Here is a 22,218-nt window from a genome sequence, read left to right as displayed (position 1 = left end):
TAATTCATAAGGAGGATTAATAAAGATATGAGAAAAACAAAAACAATGGATGGGAATACTGCTGCAGCATATGTTTCCTATGCGTTCACAGAAGTAAGTGCAATTTTTCCAATTACTCCATCTTCACCTATGGCAGAACATATGGATGAGTGGGTAGCACAGGGAAGAAAAAATATTTTTGGAAAACCAGTTAATATAGTAGAAATGCAATCAGAAGCTGGGGCAGCTGGGGCAGTACACGGATCACTTCAGGCTGGTGCTTTAACTACTACATTTACAGCATCTCAAGGTTTATTATTAATGGTTCCTAATATGTATAAGATGGTGGGTGAAAGACTTCCAGCAGTTATACATGTTGCAGCCAGAGCAATAGCAACATCATCACTAAGTATATTCGGAGATCATCAAGATGTTATGGCTGCAAGACAAACAGGTTTTGCAATGTTATCTGAAGGGTCAGTACAAGAAGTTATGGATTTAGCACCAGTTGCACATTTAACTGCAATTAAAGCTAGAATGCCATTTCTTAATTTCTTTGATGGTTTTAGAATTTCTCATGAAATTCAAAAGATAGAAGTTTTAGAATACGAAGAATTAGCTAAGTTAGTTGATTATGATGCGATTAATGATTTTAGAAAAAATTCATTAAATCCTGATCATCCAGTTGTAAGAGGAACATCACAAAATCCAGATACATATTTTCAATTAAGCGAATCATTAAATAAGTATTATGATGATATCCCAGAAGTTGTTGAAGGATATATGGCAAAGATTACAGAGCTTACAGGAAGAGAATATCACTGCTTTGATTATTATGGGGACCCGGAAGCGGATAGAATACTTGTAGCTATGGGGTCTGTAATGGAAGTTGCAGAAGAAGCCATAGATTACTTAAGGAAAAAGGGTGAAAAGGTTGGGCTTGTAAAAGTAAGACTTTATAGACCATTTTCAATAGAAAGATTATTAAAAGTTATACCTGAGACTGTTAAGAAAATAGCAGTGTTAGATAGAACAAAAGAACCAGGTTCAATTGGTGAGCCATTATACTTAGATGTTGTTAGAGCAGTAAGTGAAATGGATACTCCACCTAAGGTATATGGAGGAAGATTCGGACTTGGATCAAAGGACCCATATCCATCACATATAGCAGCAATTTTTGAAAATTTGAGTCAAGATAAGCCAAAGAACAGATTCACTATTGGTATAGAAGATGATGTTACTAATTTATCAATTTCACCAAAAGAAGAAATTGATGTTGCACCAGAAGGAACAACTGCATGTAAGTTCTGGGGATTAGGATCAGATGGAACAGTAAGTGCAAATAAGAGTGCAATTAAGATAATTGGTGATCATACAAATATGTATGCGCAAGGATATTTTGCTTATGATTCTAAAAAATCAGGAGGAATAACTGTATCTCACTTAAGATTTGGTAAAACTCTAATAAAGTCACATTATGAGATAGATCAAGCAGACTTTGTAGCATGTCATAATCAATCTTATGTATATAACTACAACTTATTAAAGGGACTTAGAAAAAATGGTACCTTTGTTTTAAATACAATTTGGACTGAGGAAGAGTTAAATGATAGACTTCCTGCAAGCATTAAAAGATATATAGTAGAAAATAATATAGATTTTTATATTATTAATGCCATAAAAATAGCCCAACAAATAGGTCTTGGTGGAAGAATTAATATGATAATGCAATCAGCTTTCTTTAAGCTAGCTAATATAATTCCACTTGAAGATGCTGTTAAATATTTAAAACAAGCAGTTGTTACATCTTATGGTAAAAAGGGCGAGAAAGTAGTAAACATGAACTACGAAGCTATAGATAAAGGTATAGAATCTTTAGTTAAGATAAATCCACCTGAAGAATGGAAAAATGCTGAAGATGATAAGTTAGAAGAAAAGATGAATGTTCCTAAATTCGTTGAGGAAATATGTATTCCAATAAATAAATTAGAAGGAAATCACTTACCTGTATCTAAATTCATAGAATATGGTGCAGAAGATGGTACATTTATGGCTGGTACAACTGCCTTTGAAAAGAGAGGAATTGCAGTTAATGTTCCAGAGTGGATTCCAGAAAACTGTATTCAATGTAACCAATGCTCATTTGTATGTCCACATGCTGTTATAAGACCATTTTTAGCTACACCTCAAGAAGTTAAAAATGCACCAAGTAGCTATAAGAGTTTAAAGGCTAATGGAATAAAAGGAGATAAGGAATATTTATATACAATAGGAATCACTCCTTTAGATTGTACTGGATGTGGAAACTGTGCTCAAATTTGTCCTGCACCAGGAAAAGCATTAGTTATGAAGCCTATGGATACACAAAGTGATCAAATAGAAGCTTGGAATTATGCTGTTGAAGAAGTTACTCAAAAGACAAATCCTATGAGTAAAACTACTGTTAAGGGAAGCCAATTTGAGCAACCACTACTTGAATTCTCAGGAGCATGTGCAGGTTGTGGAGAAACAGCTTATGCTAAACTTGTTACTCAATTATTTGGAGATAGAATGATGATTGCAAATGCTACAGGTTGTTCATCAATTTGGGCAGCATCAGGAGCAGCAACAGCTTATAGACCAAATTACAATGGTCATGGGCCTGCTTGGGCGAACTCTTTATTTGAAGATAATGCAGAATACGGATTAGGAATGTATTTAGGTGTTAAAACAATTAGAGAAAGAGTTGCAGATAACATTAGGATTGCTTTAGAGGGTGATATGCCTGAAAATACAAAGGCTGTATTAAAGGATTGGTTAGACCATAAGGATAGTGGAGAAGGAACAAGACAAAGAGCAGAAAACTTAACAAGAGTTTTAGAAGAAGACAACTCTGAAATTGCAAAGGAAATTTTAAAGGATAAAGAATTTTTTGTTCATAGATCTCAATGGATCTTTGGAGGAGATGGTTGGGCTTACGATATTGGATACGGCGGCTTAGATCATGTTTTAGCATCAGGCGAAAATGTTAATGTTTTAGTATTTGATACAGAAATATATTCAAATACAGGTGGTCAATCATCAAAATCAACTCCTGAAGCAGCAGTAGCAAAATTTGCAGCAACAGGAAAGAGAACAAAGAAGAAAGATTTAGGATTAATGGCAATGACTTATGGCTATGTATATGTAGCACAAGTTTGTATGGGTGCTAACTTAAATCAAACACTTAAAGCAATTGCAGAAGCAGAAGCGTATAATGGACCTTCATTAATAATAGCTTATTCAACTTGTATAAGTCATGGAATAAAGATGGGTATGTCTAATACTCCATATGAAGAAAAGAGAGCAGTTGAATCTGGATATTGGCATTTATACAGATATAATCCTGACCTAAAGGTTGCTGGAAAGAATGCATTTAGCTTAGATTCAAAAGAGCCAAATAGTAATCTTAAAGAGTTCTTAATGGGAGAAGTAAGATATGCTTCATTAGCAAAAGCTTTCCCTGAAATAGCAGAAGAATTGTTTGCTAAGACAGAAGAAGATGCTAAAGAAAGATATGAAAGATATAAAAAGCTTTCTCAAGACTCCTTATTATAAGATTGTTATAAATAATTATAGTTTGCTAGAATATTATTAAATATAATAATTAGTATAAAATTAGTAGACACATTATGTAAGATTAAGTAAAATAATACTGAGTTCTAAAAGGATGTGTACTACATAGGTGAAGGCAAAAATATAAAAATAAAATAATAAATTACGAATATAGCCTTTAATATGCTCTATAGATTCACTTGTAATATAACAAGAAATTTTAAGAAATATTAAGGCTATATTTTTTTATATTATGAAAGATTATATTATATCATAGAAGAAAGCTTCTAATTGTATTCTAGTATAATGGTTATTGTATATATAAATTTAAAAAATGATACACTAGTATAAATTAAATAGAAAATTATAAAATGAGTGTGTTAAGATGCAATACACTGGAAAGAACTATAAATTTATACCCTCAATATATTAGAAAAGTATTAATAAAATAAAGAGATTAGAGAATTATTAAAAAGTTGGTACAAAACTTGCTTAGTATAATTGTACAATTAATAAATTAAATTTATTTAGGAGGAATTATTATGAAAAATATATTTTTATTCTGTGACGCGGGAATGTCAACAAGCTTACTAGTAACAAAAATGAGAGAGGTTGCTACTAAGCATAATGTAAATGTTAACATAGAAGCGCTTCCTTTTGCAAAATCTTTTGAAACCTTAAATGAAAAACAAGTAGATTGTGTTCTTTTAGGACCTCAAGTAAAATTCTTACTAAAAGATATAGAAGGACCTTGTAAAGAAAAAAATATTCCAGTGGATGTTATAAACGCAGCTGATTATGGAACAATGAATGGTGAAAAGGTATTAAAGCAAGCAATAAAAATGATAAGAGCTAATCAATAAGCTTAATTAAAGAAAAGAGGGTATAAAATGAATAAGTTTGAAGCAATGTTAGAAGAAAAAGTTATTCCTATAGCTCAAAAGATATCTGCACAAAGGCATTTAAGAGCTGTCCGTGATTCTTTTGCAACAATAATGACTTTCTTAATAATAGGATCTGTATTTATGATAATTGCAGACTTCCCTATACCAGGATGGGAAGATTTACAAGTAAAACTTTTTGGTGAAGGTTTTTATCAACTAATTAAAACACCAGTAAGAGTAACTTTTGATTTCATGGCTGTTTATATAGCAGGGGCTATAGCATATAACCTATCAAAGAGATATAGAATAGATGCTTTTACAGTGTCTTTAATAAGTATAGCAAGTTTCATTATATTAATGCCATTTGATAAGTATATTGAAATAGAAGGTACTTCACATTATGTAGGAAGAATGATTGAAATTGGTAACTGGGTAGGAGCTAAAGGTATTATAGTTGCTATTTTTGTAGGTATCGCAGTTACAGAAATATTTAATATATTTGTTAAGAAAAATATTTCAATTAAGATGCCACCAAGTGTTCCAGAAGCAGTTTCAAAAGCTTTCTCAGCACTTATTCCTGGATTCGTTATTATTACATTAATGCTAATAGTTCGTACATTATTCCAAATGACTTCATATGGTTCAATATTTGATATGATTTATACAATGATAGCAGCTCCAGCGCAAGCTTTAGTTGGAAATAATATATTTGGAGCTATAGGATTAGCAGTGTTATCTACTTTATTCTGGTTCTTAGGAGTTAATGCAACTTCAACATTAAATGGTGTTGTAAGACCATTCTGGTTACAATTACAAGAAGAAAATATGGCTGCAATTCAAGCTGGGCTTCAACCTCCACATATTTTAACTGAACAGTTCTATGACTTAGTATATATGGGGGGAATAGGAGCAACACTTGCTGTTTGTATATTCTTAGCATTAAGAGCTAGATCAAAGCAATACAAGGAAATTGGTAAGTTATCAACAGTACCAGGTATATTCAACATTAATGAACCAATTATGTTTGGATTACCTATGGTTTTAAATCCAATTGCATTTATTCCATTAATATTAGCACCAGTAGTTCTTATTTGTATAAATTACTTTGCAATGAGTACTGGAATAGTACCAAAACCAAACGGAATTTACTTACCTTGGACAACTCCTCCAATAATTCAAGGATACTTAATTACTGGAAGTATAAGAGGAGCATTATTACAATTATTTGATATGTTTGTTGTTATGGGAATATGGTATCCATTTATTAAGATGATGGATAAGAAGCAATATGAATTAGAAGTAAAAGAAGCTGAAGAAGATGATGATGATTTTGATTTCTCACTATAATATAAAAGTGAGGTAATAAATTATGTATTTATTTGATAATATAAAGTTAGAAGATGAATTTTTTAATGATTTATTTAGAATCCTTAAAACAAACACAGTGAAAAGTGAAAAACAAGATGCTGCTCCCTTTGGGAGTGGCATAAAATCAGGATTGGAATGTATATTAGATATATGTAAAAGTTATGGATTTAACACTACAAACTTAGATAATTACATTGGATATGCTGAATATAAAAATGAAGATAGTGAAGATTATGTAGGTGTGCTTGGACATATAGACGTAGTTCCTGTTGGAGATGGATGGGACACAGATCCTTTTAGTCCAGTAATCAAGGAAGGAAAGTTATATGCAAGAGGAGCAGTAGACGATAAGGGACCATTATTTGCTTCATTATATGCATTAAAGTTATTGAAGGATTCAGATATTAAGTTATCTAAAAATGTTAGAATTATATTTGGAACTAATGAGGAATCAGGAACAGAGGATATAGATTATTATTTGGAGCGAGAGAAGCCGCCAGTATTATGTTTTACACCTGATGCATATTTCCCAATAGTTACTTCAGAAAAAGGAATACTAACCTTTGAACTTACTCATAAAGTATCTCCAAGTGAAAAGTATAAACTTGAATATATTAAGGGTGGTAAAAAGTCTAATATAGTTCCAGATATTTGTGAAGTTAAAATATCTTTTAAAGATAAAAGCTTTTTAAATAATTTCAATAATGAAGATTTAAATAAGGTATATAATATTGAAACTTTAGAAAATGAAGATTCAATATTAATAAAATCTTTTGGAAAATCCGCTCATGCTAGCACTCCAGAAGAAGGGGATAATGCAGTATGCAAGATGATGGAGTATTTATATAAAGTTTTAAATTTCAATGATGATTTTACAGACTTTTTAAATGATTTTAATAATCTTATTGGAAGAGGTTATAATGGAGAAAATTTAGAAATTAACTTTGAAGATGAAGAATCAGGAAAGTTAACTATGAATTTAGGAATTATTAATGGAAATTCTGAAGAGATAAGAATGAGGTTCAATGTAAGATATCCAGTAACTATTGATTTTAAGGAAATAGTTAAAAAAGTAGAAGAAAAAGTAAATTTAAGTACTTTAAATTTTATTATGGGAAATCATAATTACCCATTACATTTTCCAAAAGATCATAATCTTATAAAAAGTTTAAAGAAAGCTTATGAAGAAACATTCAAGAAAGAAGCTAAACTTTTAGCTTCAGGTGGAGGAACTTATGCTAAATTAATGCCAAATACAGTAGCTTTTGGGCCTCTTAATGAAGGCGATCCTGATTTAGCTCATCAAAAAAATGAGTATATAGAAATAAATCAGCTTAAGGAATGCGTAGAAGCATATGCAAGAGCAATTTATGAACTAGCAAAATAATATAATGATAAAAATCTTAGAATGATTTTAAATTATTCTAAGATTTTTTTATTTTTGTAATTGTAAATAAGTTTAAATAGAGTGTAAAAAAAGAATAAACTGAAAATTAGTGTGTTAAATAAATTGAAAGATTAGGTTAGTGTATAAATAATTGTAGAATAGTCAAAGAAAAATAATACAGTTACTGGTAGTGAGTAAATATTTTATAAAAAGTAACTATAAATCAATATTAATATATTTGGCATACATATTGCTTTCTAAAATAGTAAGAATTATTACTTAGGAGGTACTAAAATGGAATATAGAAAAGAAAGAGACTCTATTGGAGAAAAATATGTTGAAAATGATGCTTATTATGGAGTTCAAAGTTTAAGAGGATATGAAAACTTTAGAATAAGTGGATTAAATATAAATAAAGAGTTTATAAAGAATTTAGCTATAGTAAAAAAGGCATGTGCAATTACAAATGAAAAAACAGGAGAATTGAAAAGAGAATTAAGTAATGCAATTATTAAAGCTTGTGATGAGATATATGATGGAAAATATTTTGATCAATTTATTATAGATCCTATTCAAGGTGGAGCTGGAACTTCAATGAATATGAATATAAATGAAATAATAGCAAATAGAGCAAATGAAATATTAGGATATGAAAAAGGAGAGTATTATCCAGTTCATCCAAATGATCATGTAAACATGGGACAATCAACAAATGATGTAATTCCTACAGCAGCTAGTATAACAGCATATAAATTATTAGTTAAATGCATAAAAAATATTAAAGTTTTAGAAAGTGCATTAAATGAAAAGGCTAAGGAATTTACTGATATTATAAAAATGGGAAGAACAGAAATGCAAGATGCAGTTCCTATAAGTTTAGGTTCTGAATTTAAAGCATTTTCACTAGCTATAGGTAGAGATGCTAACAGATTAGAAAATGTTAAGGACTCATTATTAACAGTAAATTTGGGAGGAACAGCTGTAGGAACAGGAATAACGGCTACTAAAGGGTATATAAAAGAAGTCACAAAAGTATTAGCAGAATTATTTGGAGAAGATATAAACCAATCAGAAGATTTAATTGATGGAACTCAAAATCTCGATAAGTATGCTGATATTTCTTCACAATTAAAGGTTTGCGCTGTTAATTTAAGTAAGATTTCAGGTGATTTAATATTAATGTCATCAGGGCCAAGAACTGGTTTTGGAGAAATAAAATTGCCTTCAAAGCAAAATGGTTCTTCAATTATGCCAGGAAAGGTTAATCCAGTAATGCCAGAAGTAATGAAGCAAATAGCTTTTCAAATAATGGGAAATGATTTAACAATAACTATGGCAACTCAAAGTGGACAATTAGAGTTAAATGCTTTCTATCCAATAATCATGCATAACATATATGAATCTATAATAATATTAACAAATGGTATAGAAACATTTGTAGAAAATTGCATTAAGGGAATTGAGGCTAACGAAATAAGATGTAATGACCTTGTAAATGGAAGTATAGGAATTGTAACTGCTTTAGCACCAGTATTGGGATATGAAAAAGCTGCATATATTGCTAAGAAAGCCTTAAATACAGAAAGATATGTTAAGGATGTTGCTATTGAAGAATGTGGTATGCAAGAAAATGAAGTAAGTAAGATATTGAACATTAAGGATATGATAAACTTAGTAAGCTAATAAAGATATTGTATCTAGTTCTAAAAGTAATAGCTTGGTTTATTTGAAAACTAAATAAATTATATGATAAATTAAAAGCGCCTAATAAGAATAATCACATCTTATTAGGTGCTTTTAATTTTGAAAATCTAAAAATTAATCTGCAAGTTATAGTTTAGAGGTATCTAATTTATTAATGCAGTATATAGTAAATGTCATTAAGAAAATAAATTCTAAGTCAGATAAATTTATATTATATGTTTTTTCAATTAAAGATTTAATTTCCATAGTTAATGGACAGTAGTCCTTATATATAGACTTTAATTTATTTAATGAAGGTAGAGTAGAGTAATCCATAAGATCGATTCTGTCATAAATCATATCGATATGAATGTTAAAGAAAGTTTTAAAATCACTATTAGAAAGTTTTTCATTTATCTTATCATCTAATTCTAATAGTTTAGATAATAGTTCATCATATGCTGATTGTTCAAAATTAAAATTATAATTAGCCTTATTTTCAATTACTAAATCTATATATTTAGTAAAATAATTAATAATCAAATTTGTACAATTTTCTTTATGATGTATAGCACTATCTATATTATTTATAAAATCCTTGTAACTTGATAAAATCATATGTTTTTGTTTTAAAAATGAATGGCTTGTTATCTCTGTATTCTTATCATAAACAAAGTATCCATCTACTGAATTAAGAGATTCAATAAGTAGTTTTTCTCTATCTAAAGGATTATTAAGTGCTCTTTTAATATCCAAAGGTAAATCTGGACTATTTATTTTTATATGCTTTTTATTATTTATAAAATACTCAGAATAAGCATTAGCCACAGCAAGAATAATATCATTTTTTAATTGTCCAACATTATACGGACAATCATAGGACAATAAACATAACATTGAATTTTTTGATACAAGTACAGGTTTATCTAGTTTTATACTTTCTTCTTTAATAAAAGATTCTATTAAGGTCAATCGTTCTTCTAAAAGCCTTTCATTTAAATCAGGTAAATTTATCTTTATAGGGATTCTTCTTATAAATGTATCTAATAATGATGAATTTATATCTTTATTAGTAGCGCATATTATACGAGCAGAGGATTTAATTCTTTTAGATACTTCTCCTAATCTCTTAAAGTATCCAGTATCCATAAAGACAAATAACATTTCTTGACCTTCACTTGGTAGATTATGAATTTCATCTAAGAATAAAATACCTCCATTTGCTTCTTCTATTAATCCCGGTCTATCTTCATTAGCTCCTGTAAATGTACCTTTTTTTACTCCAAATAACTGAGCACTTAATAGTTGAGTATTACTTGAATAATCTGAACAGTTAAAATGAATGAAAGGCATATCTTTTGTATCATCTAAAGAATTAGAATACTCATGCATAAGCTTTGCTAGCATAGATTTACCAACTCCTGTATCTCCGATTATTAAGGAGTTCATACCATTTGGAGGATATAATATTGCAGTTTTAGCTAATTTAATTGCAGGAGCAAGGGATGGATATAAATAACTTAGTTTATCCATTGAGGATTTCTTAGAAAAATCGGTAGCATTAGGATTATTAAAAAAATATTTTACTGGACGACTATTATTTTTAAAAAGCTTTCCTTTTTTTAATAATATGTTTAAATCTTTGCTTACATTTGAACGCTCCAAATTAAGATATTTACTTATATCTAAAGTCGTTATACCATCACCATTATCGAGGTTTTTAACAGTATTATAAATTAAATCTATTCTTTTCATAAGTGCACCCTTCTTATAAATTTATTGTTTGTATAGAAGATATATGTAATTTGTATTGCTATTATTAAAAAATTTAAGTTACTGTATTAAAAATAAATTAAATTATTATTATATGTATCATTTTACAATACACTTATATGCAAAGGCAATTAATAGTTATAATATTCTTTAAAATACTACTTACATACAATGTTGGCATAGATATTGCTTTTAATAATTGCATAGTTAATTGAAGTGGAGGAGAGACTTATGAAATATGCAATGATAGCAACATGGAGAATGGCAGTCGAAGGAATAACTAGTTCAGCAGAACTATTAAGGGATGAAAAATCAGCAGGAGATGCAATAGAAAATGCAATAAAAATGGTAGAAGACTTTCCTTTCTATAAATCAGTAGGATATGGTGGGTTACCAAATGAAGAATGTGAAGTTGAGCTAGATGCTGCTTATATGGATGGTGATTCCCTTTCAATTGGTGCTATAGCTGGAATTAAAGATTTTAAGAACCCAATTAGTATAGCAAGAAAATTAAGCAATGAGCAAGTGAATTGCTTTTTACAGGGGCTAGGTGCAGAAGCATTTGCCCATAAAAATGGTTTTGAAAGAGTTAATATGCTTACAGATAGAGCAAAATTACATTATGAAAAGAAAAGAAGAGAAATTGCAAAAGAAGGGTTGAGCCCATATGATGGACATGATACAGTTGGAATGGTGGCACTTGATTCTAATAAGAAAATGGTAGCAGGAACATCTACGAGTGGCTTATTTATGAAGAAAAAAGGAAGAGTAGGGGATTCACCATTATCTGGTTCAGGTTTCTATGTAGATAGTGAAGTTGGAGGTGCTACTGCAACAGGTCTTGGAGAAGACTTAATGAAGGGATGTATATCTTATGAGATAGTAAGATTAATGAAAGAAGGGCATCATCCTCAAGAAGCAGCTGATATGGCAGTTGAAAAATTAGATAAAGAGCTTATAAGAAGAAGAGGTAAGGCTGGTGATTTATCAGTAGTAGCATTAAATAATAAAGGAGAATTTGGAGTTGCTACAAATATTGAGGGCTTCTCATTTTCAGTAGTTACAGAAGATTTAGAGCCAACAGTCTATGTGTGTAATAAACAAGAAAATGGTAAAACTACTTATGAAGTAGCAAGTCAAGAGTGGTTGGATGCATATTTAAAAAGAATTAAATCGCCTATAACATTTGACTAATATAAGGAGTAAATTTATGAATATATATGAAGCTTGTGTTGGAAATTACAATGAGGCTGTTAGAGCTGAAGTTTTAGGAGCTAATAGAATAGAGCTTTGTGATAACCTTTTAGAAGACGGAACTACACCTAGTTTTGGAACAATTAAAAAGGCTGTAGAAAAGTTAAATATTCCAGTAATGGTTATTATAAGGCCAAGAGGTGGAAACTTCGAGTATTCTGAAGATGAAGCTGATATAATGATACAAGATATTAAATTGTGTAAAGATCTAGGAGCATATGGTGTAGTAATAGGGGCCTTGAAGGGAAATACAATAGATCTAGACTTAACTAGAAAAATGGTAGAAGCAGCTAAACCAATGAAAATAACATTTCATATGGCTTTTGATAGTATTGATGATAAAAAATCTGCAATTGATGATTTAGTAAAGCTTGGAGTAGATAGAATATTAACTAAAGGTGGATGTGAAAATGCTCTTGAAGGAAAAGATAAGCTTAAGGAATTGGTAGATTATGCTGAAGATAGAATCATCATTATGCCTGGAAAAGGGGTTAATAGAGATAATAGAGAGTATATTTTAGAGTATACTGGATCTAAAGAAATTCATGGAACTAAAGTTGTTTAGGTTTAGCGAAAAGAAAGAAGGGTGATATACTTGAATATATATGAGGAATCTTTAGAATTTCATAAACAAGTAAAAGGAAAATTTGAAATAACTTCAAGAGTAGCTATAGAAAATGAAAAAGACTTAAGTTTAGCATATACTCCTGGTGTCGCAGAGCCTTGTAGAGAAATACATAAAGACCCAGAAGCGGCATATGTTTATACAAGAAAGTGGAATACAGTAGCAGTTGTATCTGATGGAACTGCAGTTTTAGGCTTAGGGGATATTGGACCTTTAGCAGCATTACCAGTAATGGAAGGAAAAAGTATACTATTTAAGAATTTTGCTGATGTGGATGCATTTCCATTAGTATTGAACACAAAGGATACTGATGAAATAGTTGAAACAATAGTTAGAATATCTCCTACTTTAGGTGGAGTAAATCTTGAAGATATATCAGCACCAAGATGTTTTGAAATAGAAAAAAAATTAAAAGAAAAATTAGATATGCCAGTATTTCATGATGATCAACATGGAACAGCAATAGTGGTTTTAGCGGCTTTGGTAAATTCATTAAAGATAGTAAATAAAAAGTTAGAAGATCTAAAGGTTATTGTTAATGGAGATGGATCAGCAGGCAGTGCTATTACTAGATTGTTGTTATCATCTGGAATAAGAAATTTAATAGTTTGTGGCAAGGATGGAGCAATATATAAGGGTATGAATTATCCTAATGAATCAATAAAAGAATTAGCCTCCATAACGAATCCTAATAATGAAAAAGGTAAATTAGGTGAAGTTATTAACGGAGCAGATTTATTTATTGGTGTATCAGTTGGAAATGTTTTGACTAAGGATATGGTATCAAGAATGAATAAAGATGCTATAATATTTGCTATGGCAAATCCTATTCCAGAGATATTTCCAGAAGAGGCGAAGGATGCTGGAGCAAGGATAGTTGGAACAGGAAGATCGGATTATTCAAATCAAATAAATAATGTATTAGCTTTTCCAGGAATATTTAGGGGAGCGTTAGATGTTAGGGCAACAGAAATAAATGAAGAGATGAAAATTGCAGCTGCTTATGCTATAGCAAATTTTGTTTCAATAGAAGAGTTAAGTGAAGAAAAAATTCTTCCAAAGGCATTTGAAAAAGGTGTTGGGGCAGCAGTAGCAGAGGCTGTAAAAAAAGCAGCAGTAGAAACAAAGGTAGCCAAAGTAGTAAAAGTGCAAAAGTAGATAAATAGTGGAGGATGGAATAAATGGATAATTTAGAATTAGTATCATTTCAATTAATTAGTAATGTAGGAGAAGCAAGATCAGCTTTATTTGAAGCTATGAGAGCTGCAAGAGAAGAATGTTTTGAAGAAGCAGATAAATTAGTAAGGGATGCAGAAGATTCATTGATAAAAGCACATGAATCACATAGTTCTCTAATTATGCAAGAAGCATCAGGAGATAAGGTGCAAATATCATTACTTTTAATGCATGCAGAAGATCAATTAATGACAACAGAACTTTTAAAAGGAATGGCAAAGGAAGTTATTTTAACTCATAAAAAGTATTCAAATAAATAATAATTAAATATCAGATTAAATGTTAACATAAATTTAGGAAAGATTTTATAGATAAAATAAATTAATAAAAATATAGATAAAAAATCTCTATATAAATGGTTTTACTGTATACTATTTATATAGAGATCTTTTATATATTAAAATTTATTATTTAATGTGTCTATTAGTGAAAGTCTACTATTTCCATCCCTACCTATAAGAGTTTCATTATTATATAATGAAGTCATAATTGCATCTTCACAGGCTTCAATAGAAGCTCTAAATACTATATCAATTTTATTTTCATGAATTTCCTTTATATTAATTATATCAGTAGTTTGATAATGAGGAATTATATTAGCAGTAGAGAATCCTATTACGATATCACCACTTCCATTTCCTAAATATGATCCTAACCTTGCTAATGAAGCACTCATTCTTTTACAAACTCTTTTTAGTTGACGTGATGACAATGGTATATCAGTAGCAAGTATCATCATAATGCTACCTTTTTCTAAAGTTTCATCATCAATATCTGAAAAACTAATATTATCGAAAATAAAGTCTTTTTTTAATCCAAAATTACTTAATACAAGAAGACCTACAGTGTACTCTTGTCCATCTAGCTCAACAATACGAGAAGCAGATCCAATGCCACCTTTCATTTGGAAGCATGACATCCCTCTACCAGCCCCTACGCTACCAAGTTCAAAGTCGATAGTTGCATTATGAATAGCTTCATAGACATCTTCCTCTTTTACAGCACAAGTACGAATATCGTTAAGGTAACCATCATTACATTCCCCTACAACAGTATTAATAGTTCCTGTTTCTTTACCGATATCAGGATTATCCTTTAGCATATGTTTTACAATAGCTTGCTGAACAGTACCTACATTTAAAGTGTTTGTTAGACCTATAATACTTTCTAAAGTTCCAAGCTCATCAATTTGAATTAAACCACTAGTTTTTCCAAATCCATTAATTACATAAGATGAAGCTATATATTTATTTTGAAATATATTATCTTCACTTGGAATAATAATAGTTACACCTGTATGAATATCTCCATTATCAATTGTTTTATGACCAACCTTTATTCCTTTAACATCAGTAATTTTATTTAATCTTCCTGTTTTCATTTATATCTCCCATTTTAATGCCTATTTTATTAATTATTTCCATATAATTATAACATACTAAAGATTTAAGAATTAATACTAATTTATATAAAAGCTATATATAAATTGATTATATATTATTTATTTAGAATATTTAAAATAAATTATTAATATATAGTTAAGATTGATGCTTTTATATTTAGCTAATGTTAATATAAAAATATATTCAAATTAGCTAAGATAAAGGATGATTATATGTTAAAAAATGTTGGTAAAAAAATTTTTAGAGAAAGAATAATAAATGAGGATTTTTTGGATGCTATACAAAAAAATATAATGCCAATGAATGAATTAATGGCGTACTATCGTTGTGCAATTATGGAAGTTGAAACAAAGTTTAATGTATTAAATGAAGAATTTTCATTACAGTATGATAGAAATCCAATAGAAAATGTAAAGTCTAGATTGAAGTCTACTGATAGTATTATAAGAAAGCTTAAGAAAAAAGAGTTACCTTTTTCACTGGAAGCAATGCAAGAAAATATAAATGATGTAGCTGGCATAAGAGTAATTTGCTCATTTCCAGAAGATATTTATATGTTAGCGGACTGTTTATTAAATCAAGATGATATTAAGTTAATTACAAAGAAGGATTATATAAAGAATCCAAAAAAAAGCGGATATAGAAGTTTACATTTAATTATCGAAGTACCAATTTTCTTGAAGAATGAAAAGAGGTACATGAAGGTAGAAGTTCAGCTTAGAACAATAGCTATGGATTTTTGGGCAAGCTTAGAACATAAATTAAGATATAAGAAAAATATTTCCCTAGAGGAAGCTGAAATTATCAGTAAAGAGTTACTTGAGTGTTCAGAAATTAGCGCAACTTTAGATAAACGTATGGAAGATATACGAAATAGAATTGAAAAAAAGTTATAATATAAGGTAATATAAGGATAAAGATTAAGCTGTCATAAGGACAGCTTAATTTAAAATAAAATTGCTTCACTTAATACTTTGCCAATAGAATCATGAATAACTAAATTTGCATTATTATCAGCAGAAGTTGTACTCTTATTAATTAGAATTAAATTCTTACCTTTAAAGTAATTTATAAGTCCAGCAGCAGGATAAACAACAAGTGAAGTTCCACCTATGATTAAAGTATCTGCTTCAGATATTGCTTTAATAGAACCTCTAATTACAGAATCATCTAAGCCTTCTTCATATAAAACCACATCAGGCTTAACTATTCCACCACATTTGGTACAAGTAGGTATACCTTTAGATTTTAGTATAAACTTTTCATCATAAAATTCATTACAACTACTACAGTAATTTCTTAAAACAGATCCATGAAGTTCAAAAACGTTTTTACTTCCAGCTGCTTGATGGAGTCCATCAATATTTTGAGTTATGACAGCTTTTAACTTTCCCATTTCTTCAAGTTTAACTAATGCAATATGTGCTCCATTAGGTTTTGCTTCGGGATATATAAGTTTAGCTTTATAGAAATTAAAAAACTCTTCAGGATATCTAATATAAAAGCTATGTGATACTAACTGTTCCGGAGTAAAGGTTATATTAAGTTTTTCATTAAAAAGACCATTAGAACTTCTAAAGTCAGGAATACCTGATTCAGTTGATACACCAGCTCCACCGAAGAATACTATGTTACTACTTTCTTTTAAAATTTGAGTTAATTGTTCTATTTTATTTTCCATTAAATCATCTCCAAAACGATATTTATTACTTCTATTATCATATAAATAAAATTCTAATTAAAGTATATCTATAAATAAAGATAAAAACAATTTTAAAAATTGCTTTACTTTCCATTTTAAAGAATGTTACATTCATTATATGAGTGGAAATACTTTACAAACGGAAGTGGCTTTAGAGATTTGACAAAATTGAGCAAGCCTGATTAGGAATTATAAATTTTAATATCTTACAATGAATATATGAGGTGAGAAGAAGATGAATTGCATTCAAATCATACAAAAATCAATTGATTATATGGAGAATCATATTTTAGAAGATATTAATTATGAAGATGTAGCAAGACATGTTTATATGTCAAATTATCATTTTCATAGATTATTTAGTATGATAACAGGCATAACAGCTAACGAATATATAAGGAAAAGACGTTTGTCTATGGCTGGACAAGAAATTTCTATGTCAGATGCTAAAGTTTTAGATATTTCATTAAAATATGGATATGATTCACCAGAGAGTTTTTCAAAAGCATTTATGAGGTTTCATGGAGTTACACCAAATATAGCAAGACGTTCGGGAATGGAATTAAAATCTTTTAATCGCCTTGTAATAAAAATTTCATTGGAAGGTGGAACGGTTATGGATTATAAAATCGTAAAAAAAGAAAGTTTCAAACTATTAGTAAAGGTTAAGGAGTTCAGAGTAGAATCAATTTCAGAAGATAATAATGAAGATATACCTAACTTTTGGAATGAATGTGCAGAGAATGGTGTGTTTGATGTATTAAAAAGTAACACAACAAATCATGATATTTATGGCGTGTGTAAACCTATATCTAAAGAAAGTAAATACTTTGATTATGGGATTGCTATGAAATATGATGGTGGTGATGTTCCAGAAGGTTATAAGGTTTGGGATGTACATCCTACATTGTGGGGAGTTTTTAAATGTGTAGGAGAAAATGGTGATTGTATTGGTGAAATGTGGAATAGAATATTTAATGAATTTTTACCAAGCTCAGATTATACTATGTTAGATGATATTGATTTTGAATTTTATAAAGAAGATAATAATACAGATTGTTTTTGTGAAATATGGATACCTGTTGAAAAGAAATAAATGAGGTGGAGCTATAGTATATAATATAAAATTTAATATGCTAGAGCTCCCTTAAATTTTTATAAATAGATCTTAGTTTTTAGTATATTGGTAAGGTTTTAATAATAGCATAAAGGTTTATATGGATAAAAATATATATTGATATAATACAATTATATAAACATATATTATAGAGAAATAGTATATTAGTGTATAAAAGGATGGTAGGGAATTAAATGAAAAATAAAGAAAAAATATTATTAGGTTCAACATGCTTTCTAGGAGGAGTTGTAGCTGGTTTTATTATTGCACCAATTAAGCAGGGAGTTTATTTAGGAAATAACTGTGGGAGTCATTGTGGAAATAACTATGGAAATACTGTGAAAAATGATGAGGAATTAGAAAATATTGTGGATAATAATATAGAAGAAAATGAGGGCTTGTAATAAATATATTATTGATATAAGTAGGAGATAAATAGATATGAATAGAATTATAATTATTGGATGTGGAGGAAGTGGCAAATCTACATTAGCTAAAAATTTATCTAAGAAGACTAATTTACCAGTAGTTCATCTTGATAAGATATTTTGGAAAGAGGGATGGGTAAATATATCAAGAGAAGAGTTTAATACTTTACTTAAAGAAGAATTAAAAAAAGAAAAATGGATAATAGATGGTAATTATGATAGAACAATAAAGGAAAGAATTGAAATGTGTGATACTGTTATCTATTTAGATTACCCAAGGATGACTTGCTTATTTGGTGTTATAAAAAGAGTAGTATCAAGTTATGGTAAAGTTCGTCCAGATATGGCAGATGGATGTCCAGAAAGATTTGATTTAGAATTTTTAAAGTGGATATGGAATTTTAATAAGGAACATAGAGATAAGTTTTACAATATTCTTCAAAAAGAAAAAAATAAACAGATATACATATTTAGAAATAGAAAAGAATGTAATGAGTTCGTAAAAAACTTATAAGGCGATGAGAATTAGAATAATGGCGTTAGGATTTATAGGCACCATAATTTTTTTAGTTCTGTTGTCCTATGTTATTAGAGAAGCAGTAGAACAGGGAGTATTTAATGCATTAAAAAAATATGATAAATGGAAAGAAAATGATACTTATAATGAAGAATAAAAAAACTCAGCATATAGCTGAGTTTTTTCCTAAACTTTTAACTCTTTCATTTCCTTAAGCATATATTCTTTCCAATCGCCATTTTCAATATAAATAGCTTCATCTTGGAATTTTGTATCTATATCCTTATTGTAGAAATAAGAATAACAATTTTCAAAGCTTTCATCATCAGTTAGTTTTACTTTTACAATTTTTCTTGAATATTCATTATTTGGATTTCCTTCACCTAAGAAGCCTTCCATTTCATCCATAGGTTTAAGTGTTGAATCATAATTTATAAGTTCAACAACTTCACCGACTATGGTGTTTTTTCCAGGTAATACGGCAGGATATCCCTTGTAAGGCATATGATATAATTCAAATCCGCTTATTTCAGCAGGTCTTATAGAATTAATCTTTCCCTTTAAATAAAGGTCATAGTTAAAAAAGCCTTCTCTTAAACTACCATATACAAAAATCTTTAGTTTCTTATTCATTAGCAAATAGCTCCACCTATAGTTTTTATATCTGATGAATTTTCTATGATAGCTTTGATACTAAGTTCTAGTCCTTTAGATATATCATCAATAGACATAGATGGCATATTAGGCTTTGTAGTTACTTGAGATGGTATATAAGGTACATGTATAAAACCACCTCTTATATTTGGATATTTTTTATCGATTAAATATAATATCCCATACATAACATGATTACATACAAATGTTCCAGCTGTGTTAGAGACAGAAGCGGGGATTCCGTTGTCCATCATTTCTTTAACCATTGCCTTTATAGGAAGGTTTGAGAAATAAGCAGCTTCACCATCTTCAAAAATAGATATATCTATTGGTTGATTGCCCTCGTTGTCTTTTATTCTTGCATCATCTATGTTAATTGCTACTCTTTCTGGAGTAACTCCAAATCTTCCACCAGCTTGTCCTACAGATATAACAACATCAGGCTTATGGTTTATTATATTTTCTTCAATTGTTTCTAGAGATTTTCTAAATACAGTTGGAATTTCTAATTTTATTATTTCACTATTTAAAATAGTATCAGGTAATTTTTTTACAGCCTCTAATGCTGGATTTATATTCTCTCCACCAAAAGGATCAAATCCTGTAATTAATATTTTCATATATAAAGCCTCCCTTAAAATCTAAAATGCTAAGAAGTACATAAGTGGTATATGAATTGCAAGTAATACAATTGCAAATACAGCTTGTGATTTTATAACAGCATTTTTATCTTTAGTTTCTAATAAAGCCACTGGCAATACATTAAAGTTTGCCGCCATAGGTGTTAATAATGTTCCACAAAATCCTGCTGTCATAGCTAATGCTGATGCAATTATAGGATCTCCACCTTGAGCAAATACAAAAGGTACTCCTATACCAACTGTTATAACTGAAAATGCAGCAAAGGCATTTCCCATGATTGCTGTAAATATAGCCATTCCTATACAATAAGCGCTTATTCCTAGTAGTATGTTTCCTTCAGGGATAACGCTTGAAATCATATTTGAGATAATATCACCAACACCAGCAGCGGTAAATAGTGCTCCAAGAGCAGCTAGAAGTTGAGGCAATATTGCAGTAGAACCTATAGATTGAAACATTCTATTACTATCTTCAATAAATTCATTAGGTTTAGCCTTTGTTATTATGAATGTTGCAATTAAGGCTATTATTGCAGCAATACCAACAGCAGTTACCCCTGATATTGGTGTAAACTGAGCAATGCCTAAAGCAACTAAAGCTATAATTAATGATGGAATAAATATTTTAATTCCAATTTTAGATGCTTTTAAATTTGCGAAAGTACTGTCTAATTGTTTAATAGTTCCAACATTAATTTGATTAAATGCTGCTAATATACCTATAACTACAATAAGTAGTCCAGTTATCATTGAAGGAATTGCGTCTCCTAATATAAAGATAACTCCAAGTATTCCCCAAAAAAGGGATGTACCGTATTTAGTTTTATGATTTTTATCTTTTAAAGTAAACAACATAGTAAGTAGAAAAAATAAACCTACCATAACGTAAAATACTTGTAATAATATATTTGAAAAAGTATTAATATCCATAAAATTTACCTACCTATTTTTATATTTTTTAGCAAGCTTTTTATCTAGATAATAGTTTTGAATAGCTCCTAAAATAAAAGCTATTATAGCAATTGGAATTGAAGCTTTAGCAATTTGTAATGTGTCCACATTATATCCTAAAGTTTCTAAAGTACCAGCTATAAGTAAAACACCGGAGTTTGCTATAAATACATTTTGTCCAAAGAAATTACCATAGTTATCAGCTGCCGCAGAGTGAGCTTTTATTAGGTCTTCATCTTCTTCATCTAATTTACCATATTTTGAAATTGCAGCACCTTGGGCCATTGGATTAATTAACGGTCTAACAAATTGAGGATGTCCACCAAGTTTAACTGCCATTGCAATAGATAATTCTCTAATAAATAAATATCCAGATATAATTTTTCCAGTAGATAAGCCTTTTACATTTTTTATAAGCATTATTGCTTTTTCTTTTAATCCATATCTTTCACACATTCCTACAACAGGAAGAGTCAGTAAAAATAAACACATTTCTCTTTTTTGAACGAAGGTTTGTCCTAAAGTGGTAAGTATTTCTGAAATACTCATACCAGAAACTAGTCCAGTTACTAATCCAGATACAATTACAACAGCAATTGTATTAAACTTTAATGCAAATCCTACAATTATTATTAATATTCCTATTAACGCCATATTTATCGAATCCTTTCGAAATTTGTAGTAAATTAATCATTTTTTTATAATTATACAATCAGATTTGTATAAAATCCATAGAAAAATCTGATAATTTATAGTAAAAGGTGCTATAAAATTGATAGATATATAATGAAAGTTATAAATGTTAACAAAGTGTTAATTGATTATTTAGAGATTAGTTATAAGTAAAATAGGGGTAATACTAAAGTATAAGTAGAATTATTATAAAGATTGGATAGTTAGAAAGGTATTTATTTTCAATAAAATTTAAAAAAGTGTGAACTATTTATAAGTTTAAGATAATAATGACTTTATTTTACTGTTAATTGATAATAAAAAAGTATGTAGACTTTGGAAATCTATTCATACTTTTTGCGTATTTATAA

The 22,218-nt window shown here is 29.2% G+C and carries 21 protein-coding genes; 14 read left to right on the top strand and 7 right to left on the bottom strand.

Annotated features, from left to right (window positions below):
- The first annotated feature begins 27 nt into the window (after positions 1 to 27).
- The 5 genes from nifJ to J2Z25_RS07770 all read left to right on the top strand — a co-directional run bounded on the left by nifJ (position 28) and on the right by J2Z25_RS07770 (position 8,874).
- A complete protein-coding gene (gene nifJ, locus J2Z25_RS07790; RefSeq protein WP_209739535.1) occupies positions 28 to 3,555 on the top strand; it encodes a pyruvate:ferredoxin (flavodoxin) oxidoreductase in 3,528 nt (1,175 codons plus the stop codon).
- 539 nt (positions 3,556 to 4,094) lie between these two features.
- Positions 4,095 to 4,415 (top strand): PTS sugar transporter subunit IIB, encoded by a 321-nt coding sequence (locus J2Z25_RS07785; RefSeq protein ID WP_008681074.1) that lies wholly within the window; start codon positions 4,095 to 4,097, stop codon positions 4,413 to 4,415.
- 27 nt (positions 4,416 to 4,442) lie between these two features.
- Positions 4,443 to 5,783 carry a PTS sugar transporter subunit IIC gene (locus J2Z25_RS07780; RefSeq protein WP_209739533.1) on the top strand — a complete coding sequence of 447 codons (1,341 nt, stop codon included), beginning with the start codon at positions 4,443 to 4,445 and terminating at the stop codon, positions 5,781 to 5,783.
- Between the two features lie 22 nt (positions 5,784 to 5,805).
- Complete coding sequence (gene pepV, locus J2Z25_RS07775; RefSeq protein WP_209739531.1) at positions 5,806 to 7,191, top strand: dipeptidase PepV; 1,386 nt, start codon at positions 5,806 to 5,808, stop codon at positions 7,189 to 7,191.
- Positions 7,192 to 7,485: 294 nt separating this feature from the next.
- Complete coding sequence (locus J2Z25_RS07770; RefSeq protein ID WP_209739529.1) at positions 7,486 to 8,874, top strand: aspartate ammonia-lyase; 1,389 nt, start codon at positions 7,486 to 7,488, stop codon at positions 8,872 to 8,874.
- A gap of 147 nt (positions 8,875 to 9,021) precedes the next feature.
- Here the strand turns inward: J2Z25_RS07770 and J2Z25_RS07765 are convergent, their stop codons facing one another.
- The gene (locus tag J2Z25_RS07765; protein WP_111931586.1) at positions 9,022 to 10,629 is read right to left on the bottom strand and encodes a sigma 54-interacting transcriptional regulator; all 1,608 of its coding nucleotides are present in this window, start codon (positions 10,627 to 10,629) and stop codon (positions 9,022 to 9,024) included.
- 249 nt (positions 10,630 to 10,878) lie between these two features.
- Here J2Z25_RS07765 and J2Z25_RS07760 point away from each other — a divergent pair, with 249 nt between their 5' ends.
- From J2Z25_RS07760 to J2Z25_RS07745, 4 genes are read left to right on the top strand one after another with little or no spacing between them, the layout of a single operon-like run.
- Complete coding sequence (locus J2Z25_RS07760; RefSeq protein WP_008681064.1) at positions 10,879 to 11,841, top strand: glycosylasparaginase; 963 nt, start codon at positions 10,879 to 10,881, stop codon at positions 11,839 to 11,841.
- A 16-nt stretch (positions 11,842 to 11,857) separates the two neighbouring features.
- Entirely contained in the window at positions 11,858 to 12,466 is a 609-nt protein-coding gene (locus J2Z25_RS07755) for a copper homeostasis protein CutC (protein ID WP_209739527.1), read from the top strand.
- 30 nt (positions 12,467 to 12,496) lie between these two features.
- Positions 12,497 to 13,684, top strand: a complete 1,188-nt coding sequence (locus tag J2Z25_RS07750) for an NAD(P)-dependent malic enzyme (protein ID WP_097033050.1) — start codon at positions 12,497 to 12,499, stop codon at positions 13,682 to 13,684.
- Positions 13,685 to 13,707: 23 nt separating this feature from the next.
- Positions 13,708 to 14,022: a PTS sugar transporter subunit IIA gene (locus J2Z25_RS07745; protein WP_008681058.1), complete on the top strand. Its 315-nt coding sequence runs from the start codon at positions 13,708 to 13,710 to the stop codon at positions 14,020 to 14,022.
- A 137-nt stretch (positions 14,023 to 14,159) separates the two neighbouring features.
- On the opposite strand, the gene J2Z25_RS07740 is transcribed toward J2Z25_RS07745, so the two are convergent.
- Complete coding sequence (locus J2Z25_RS07740) at positions 14,160 to 15,143, bottom strand: DmpA family aminopeptidase (protein WP_097033049.1); 984 nt, start codon at positions 15,141 to 15,143, stop codon at positions 14,160 to 14,162.
- Positions 15,144 to 15,377: 234 nt separating this feature from the next.
- Here J2Z25_RS07740 and J2Z25_RS07735 point away from each other — a divergent pair, with 234 nt between their 5' ends.
- Complete coding sequence (locus tag J2Z25_RS07735; RefSeq protein ID WP_097033048.1) at positions 15,378 to 16,061, top strand: GTP pyrophosphokinase; 684 nt, start codon at positions 15,378 to 15,380, stop codon at positions 16,059 to 16,061.
- Positions 16,062 to 16,111: 50 nt separating this feature from the next.
- Here J2Z25_RS07735 and J2Z25_RS07730 read toward each other — a convergent pair whose 3' ends face one another.
- Positions 16,112 to 16,846, bottom strand: a complete 735-nt coding sequence (locus tag J2Z25_RS07730; protein ID WP_209739525.1) for an NAD-dependent protein deacylase — start codon at positions 16,844 to 16,846, stop codon at positions 16,112 to 16,114.
- A 256-nt stretch (positions 16,847 to 17,102) separates the two neighbouring features.
- On the opposite strand from J2Z25_RS07730, the gene J2Z25_RS07725 reads away from it, so the two are divergent.
- The 4 genes from J2Z25_RS07725 (at position 17,103) to J2Z25_RS07710 (ending at position 19,086) form a co-directional block, all read left to right on the top strand.
- Entirely contained in the window at positions 17,103 to 17,963 is an 861-nt protein-coding gene (locus J2Z25_RS07725; protein ID WP_209739523.1) for an AraC family transcriptional regulator, read from the top strand.
- 215 nt (positions 17,964 to 18,178) lie between these two features.
- Positions 18,179 to 18,388: a hypothetical protein gene (locus tag J2Z25_RS07720; protein WP_209739521.1), complete on the top strand. Its 210-nt coding sequence runs from the start codon at positions 18,179 to 18,181 to the stop codon at positions 18,386 to 18,388.
- Positions 18,389 to 18,425: 37 nt separating this feature from the next.
- Positions 18,426 to 18,926 carry a DNA topology modulation protein gene (locus J2Z25_RS07715; RefSeq protein ID WP_209739519.1) on the top strand — a complete coding sequence of 167 codons (501 nt, stop codon included), beginning with the start codon at positions 18,426 to 18,428 and terminating at the stop codon, positions 18,924 to 18,926.
- Positions 18,927 to 18,930: 4 nt separating this feature from the next.
- Positions 18,931 to 19,086, top strand: a complete 156-nt coding sequence (locus tag J2Z25_RS07710) for a hypothetical protein (RefSeq protein ID WP_209739517.1) — start codon at positions 18,931 to 18,933, stop codon at positions 19,084 to 19,086.
- A gap of 29 nt (positions 19,087 to 19,115) precedes the next feature.
- On the opposite strand, the gene J2Z25_RS07705 is transcribed toward J2Z25_RS07710, so the two are convergent.
- Genes J2Z25_RS07705 through J2Z25_RS07690 form a run of 4 tightly spaced genes read right to left on the bottom strand, consistent with a single transcriptional unit; the run spans position 19,116 to position 21,829 of the window.
- Positions 19,116 to 19,562: a gamma-glutamylcyclotransferase family protein gene (locus J2Z25_RS07705; protein WP_209739515.1), complete on the bottom strand. Its 447-nt coding sequence runs from the start codon at positions 19,560 to 19,562 to the stop codon at positions 19,116 to 19,118.
- Complete coding sequence (gene pcp / locus J2Z25_RS07700) at positions 19,562 to 20,203, bottom strand: pyroglutamyl-peptidase I (protein WP_209739513.1); 642 nt, start codon at positions 20,201 to 20,203, stop codon at positions 19,562 to 19,564. Before pcp ends, J2Z25_RS07705 begins: the two co-directional genes overlap by 1 nt.
- A 21-nt stretch (positions 20,204 to 20,224) precedes the next feature.
- Positions 20,225 to 21,154: a DUF979 domain-containing protein gene (locus J2Z25_RS07695; protein WP_209739511.1), complete on the bottom strand. Its 930-nt coding sequence runs from the start codon at positions 21,152 to 21,154 to the stop codon at positions 20,225 to 20,227.
- 9 nt (positions 21,155 to 21,163) lie between these two features.
- Positions 21,164 to 21,829, bottom strand: coding sequence for a DUF969 domain-containing protein (locus tag J2Z25_RS07690; RefSeq protein WP_209739508.1), 666 nt, complete (start codon positions 21,827 to 21,829; stop codon positions 21,164 to 21,166).
- Positions 21,830 to 22,218: the final 389 nt, after the last annotated feature.

Source organism: Clostridium tertium, from assembly GCF_017873245.1.
Lineage (GTDB): Bacteria > Bacillota > Clostridia > Clostridiales > Clostridiaceae > Clostridium > Clostridium tertium.
This window is presented reverse-complemented; position numbering and strand designations above follow the sequence as displayed.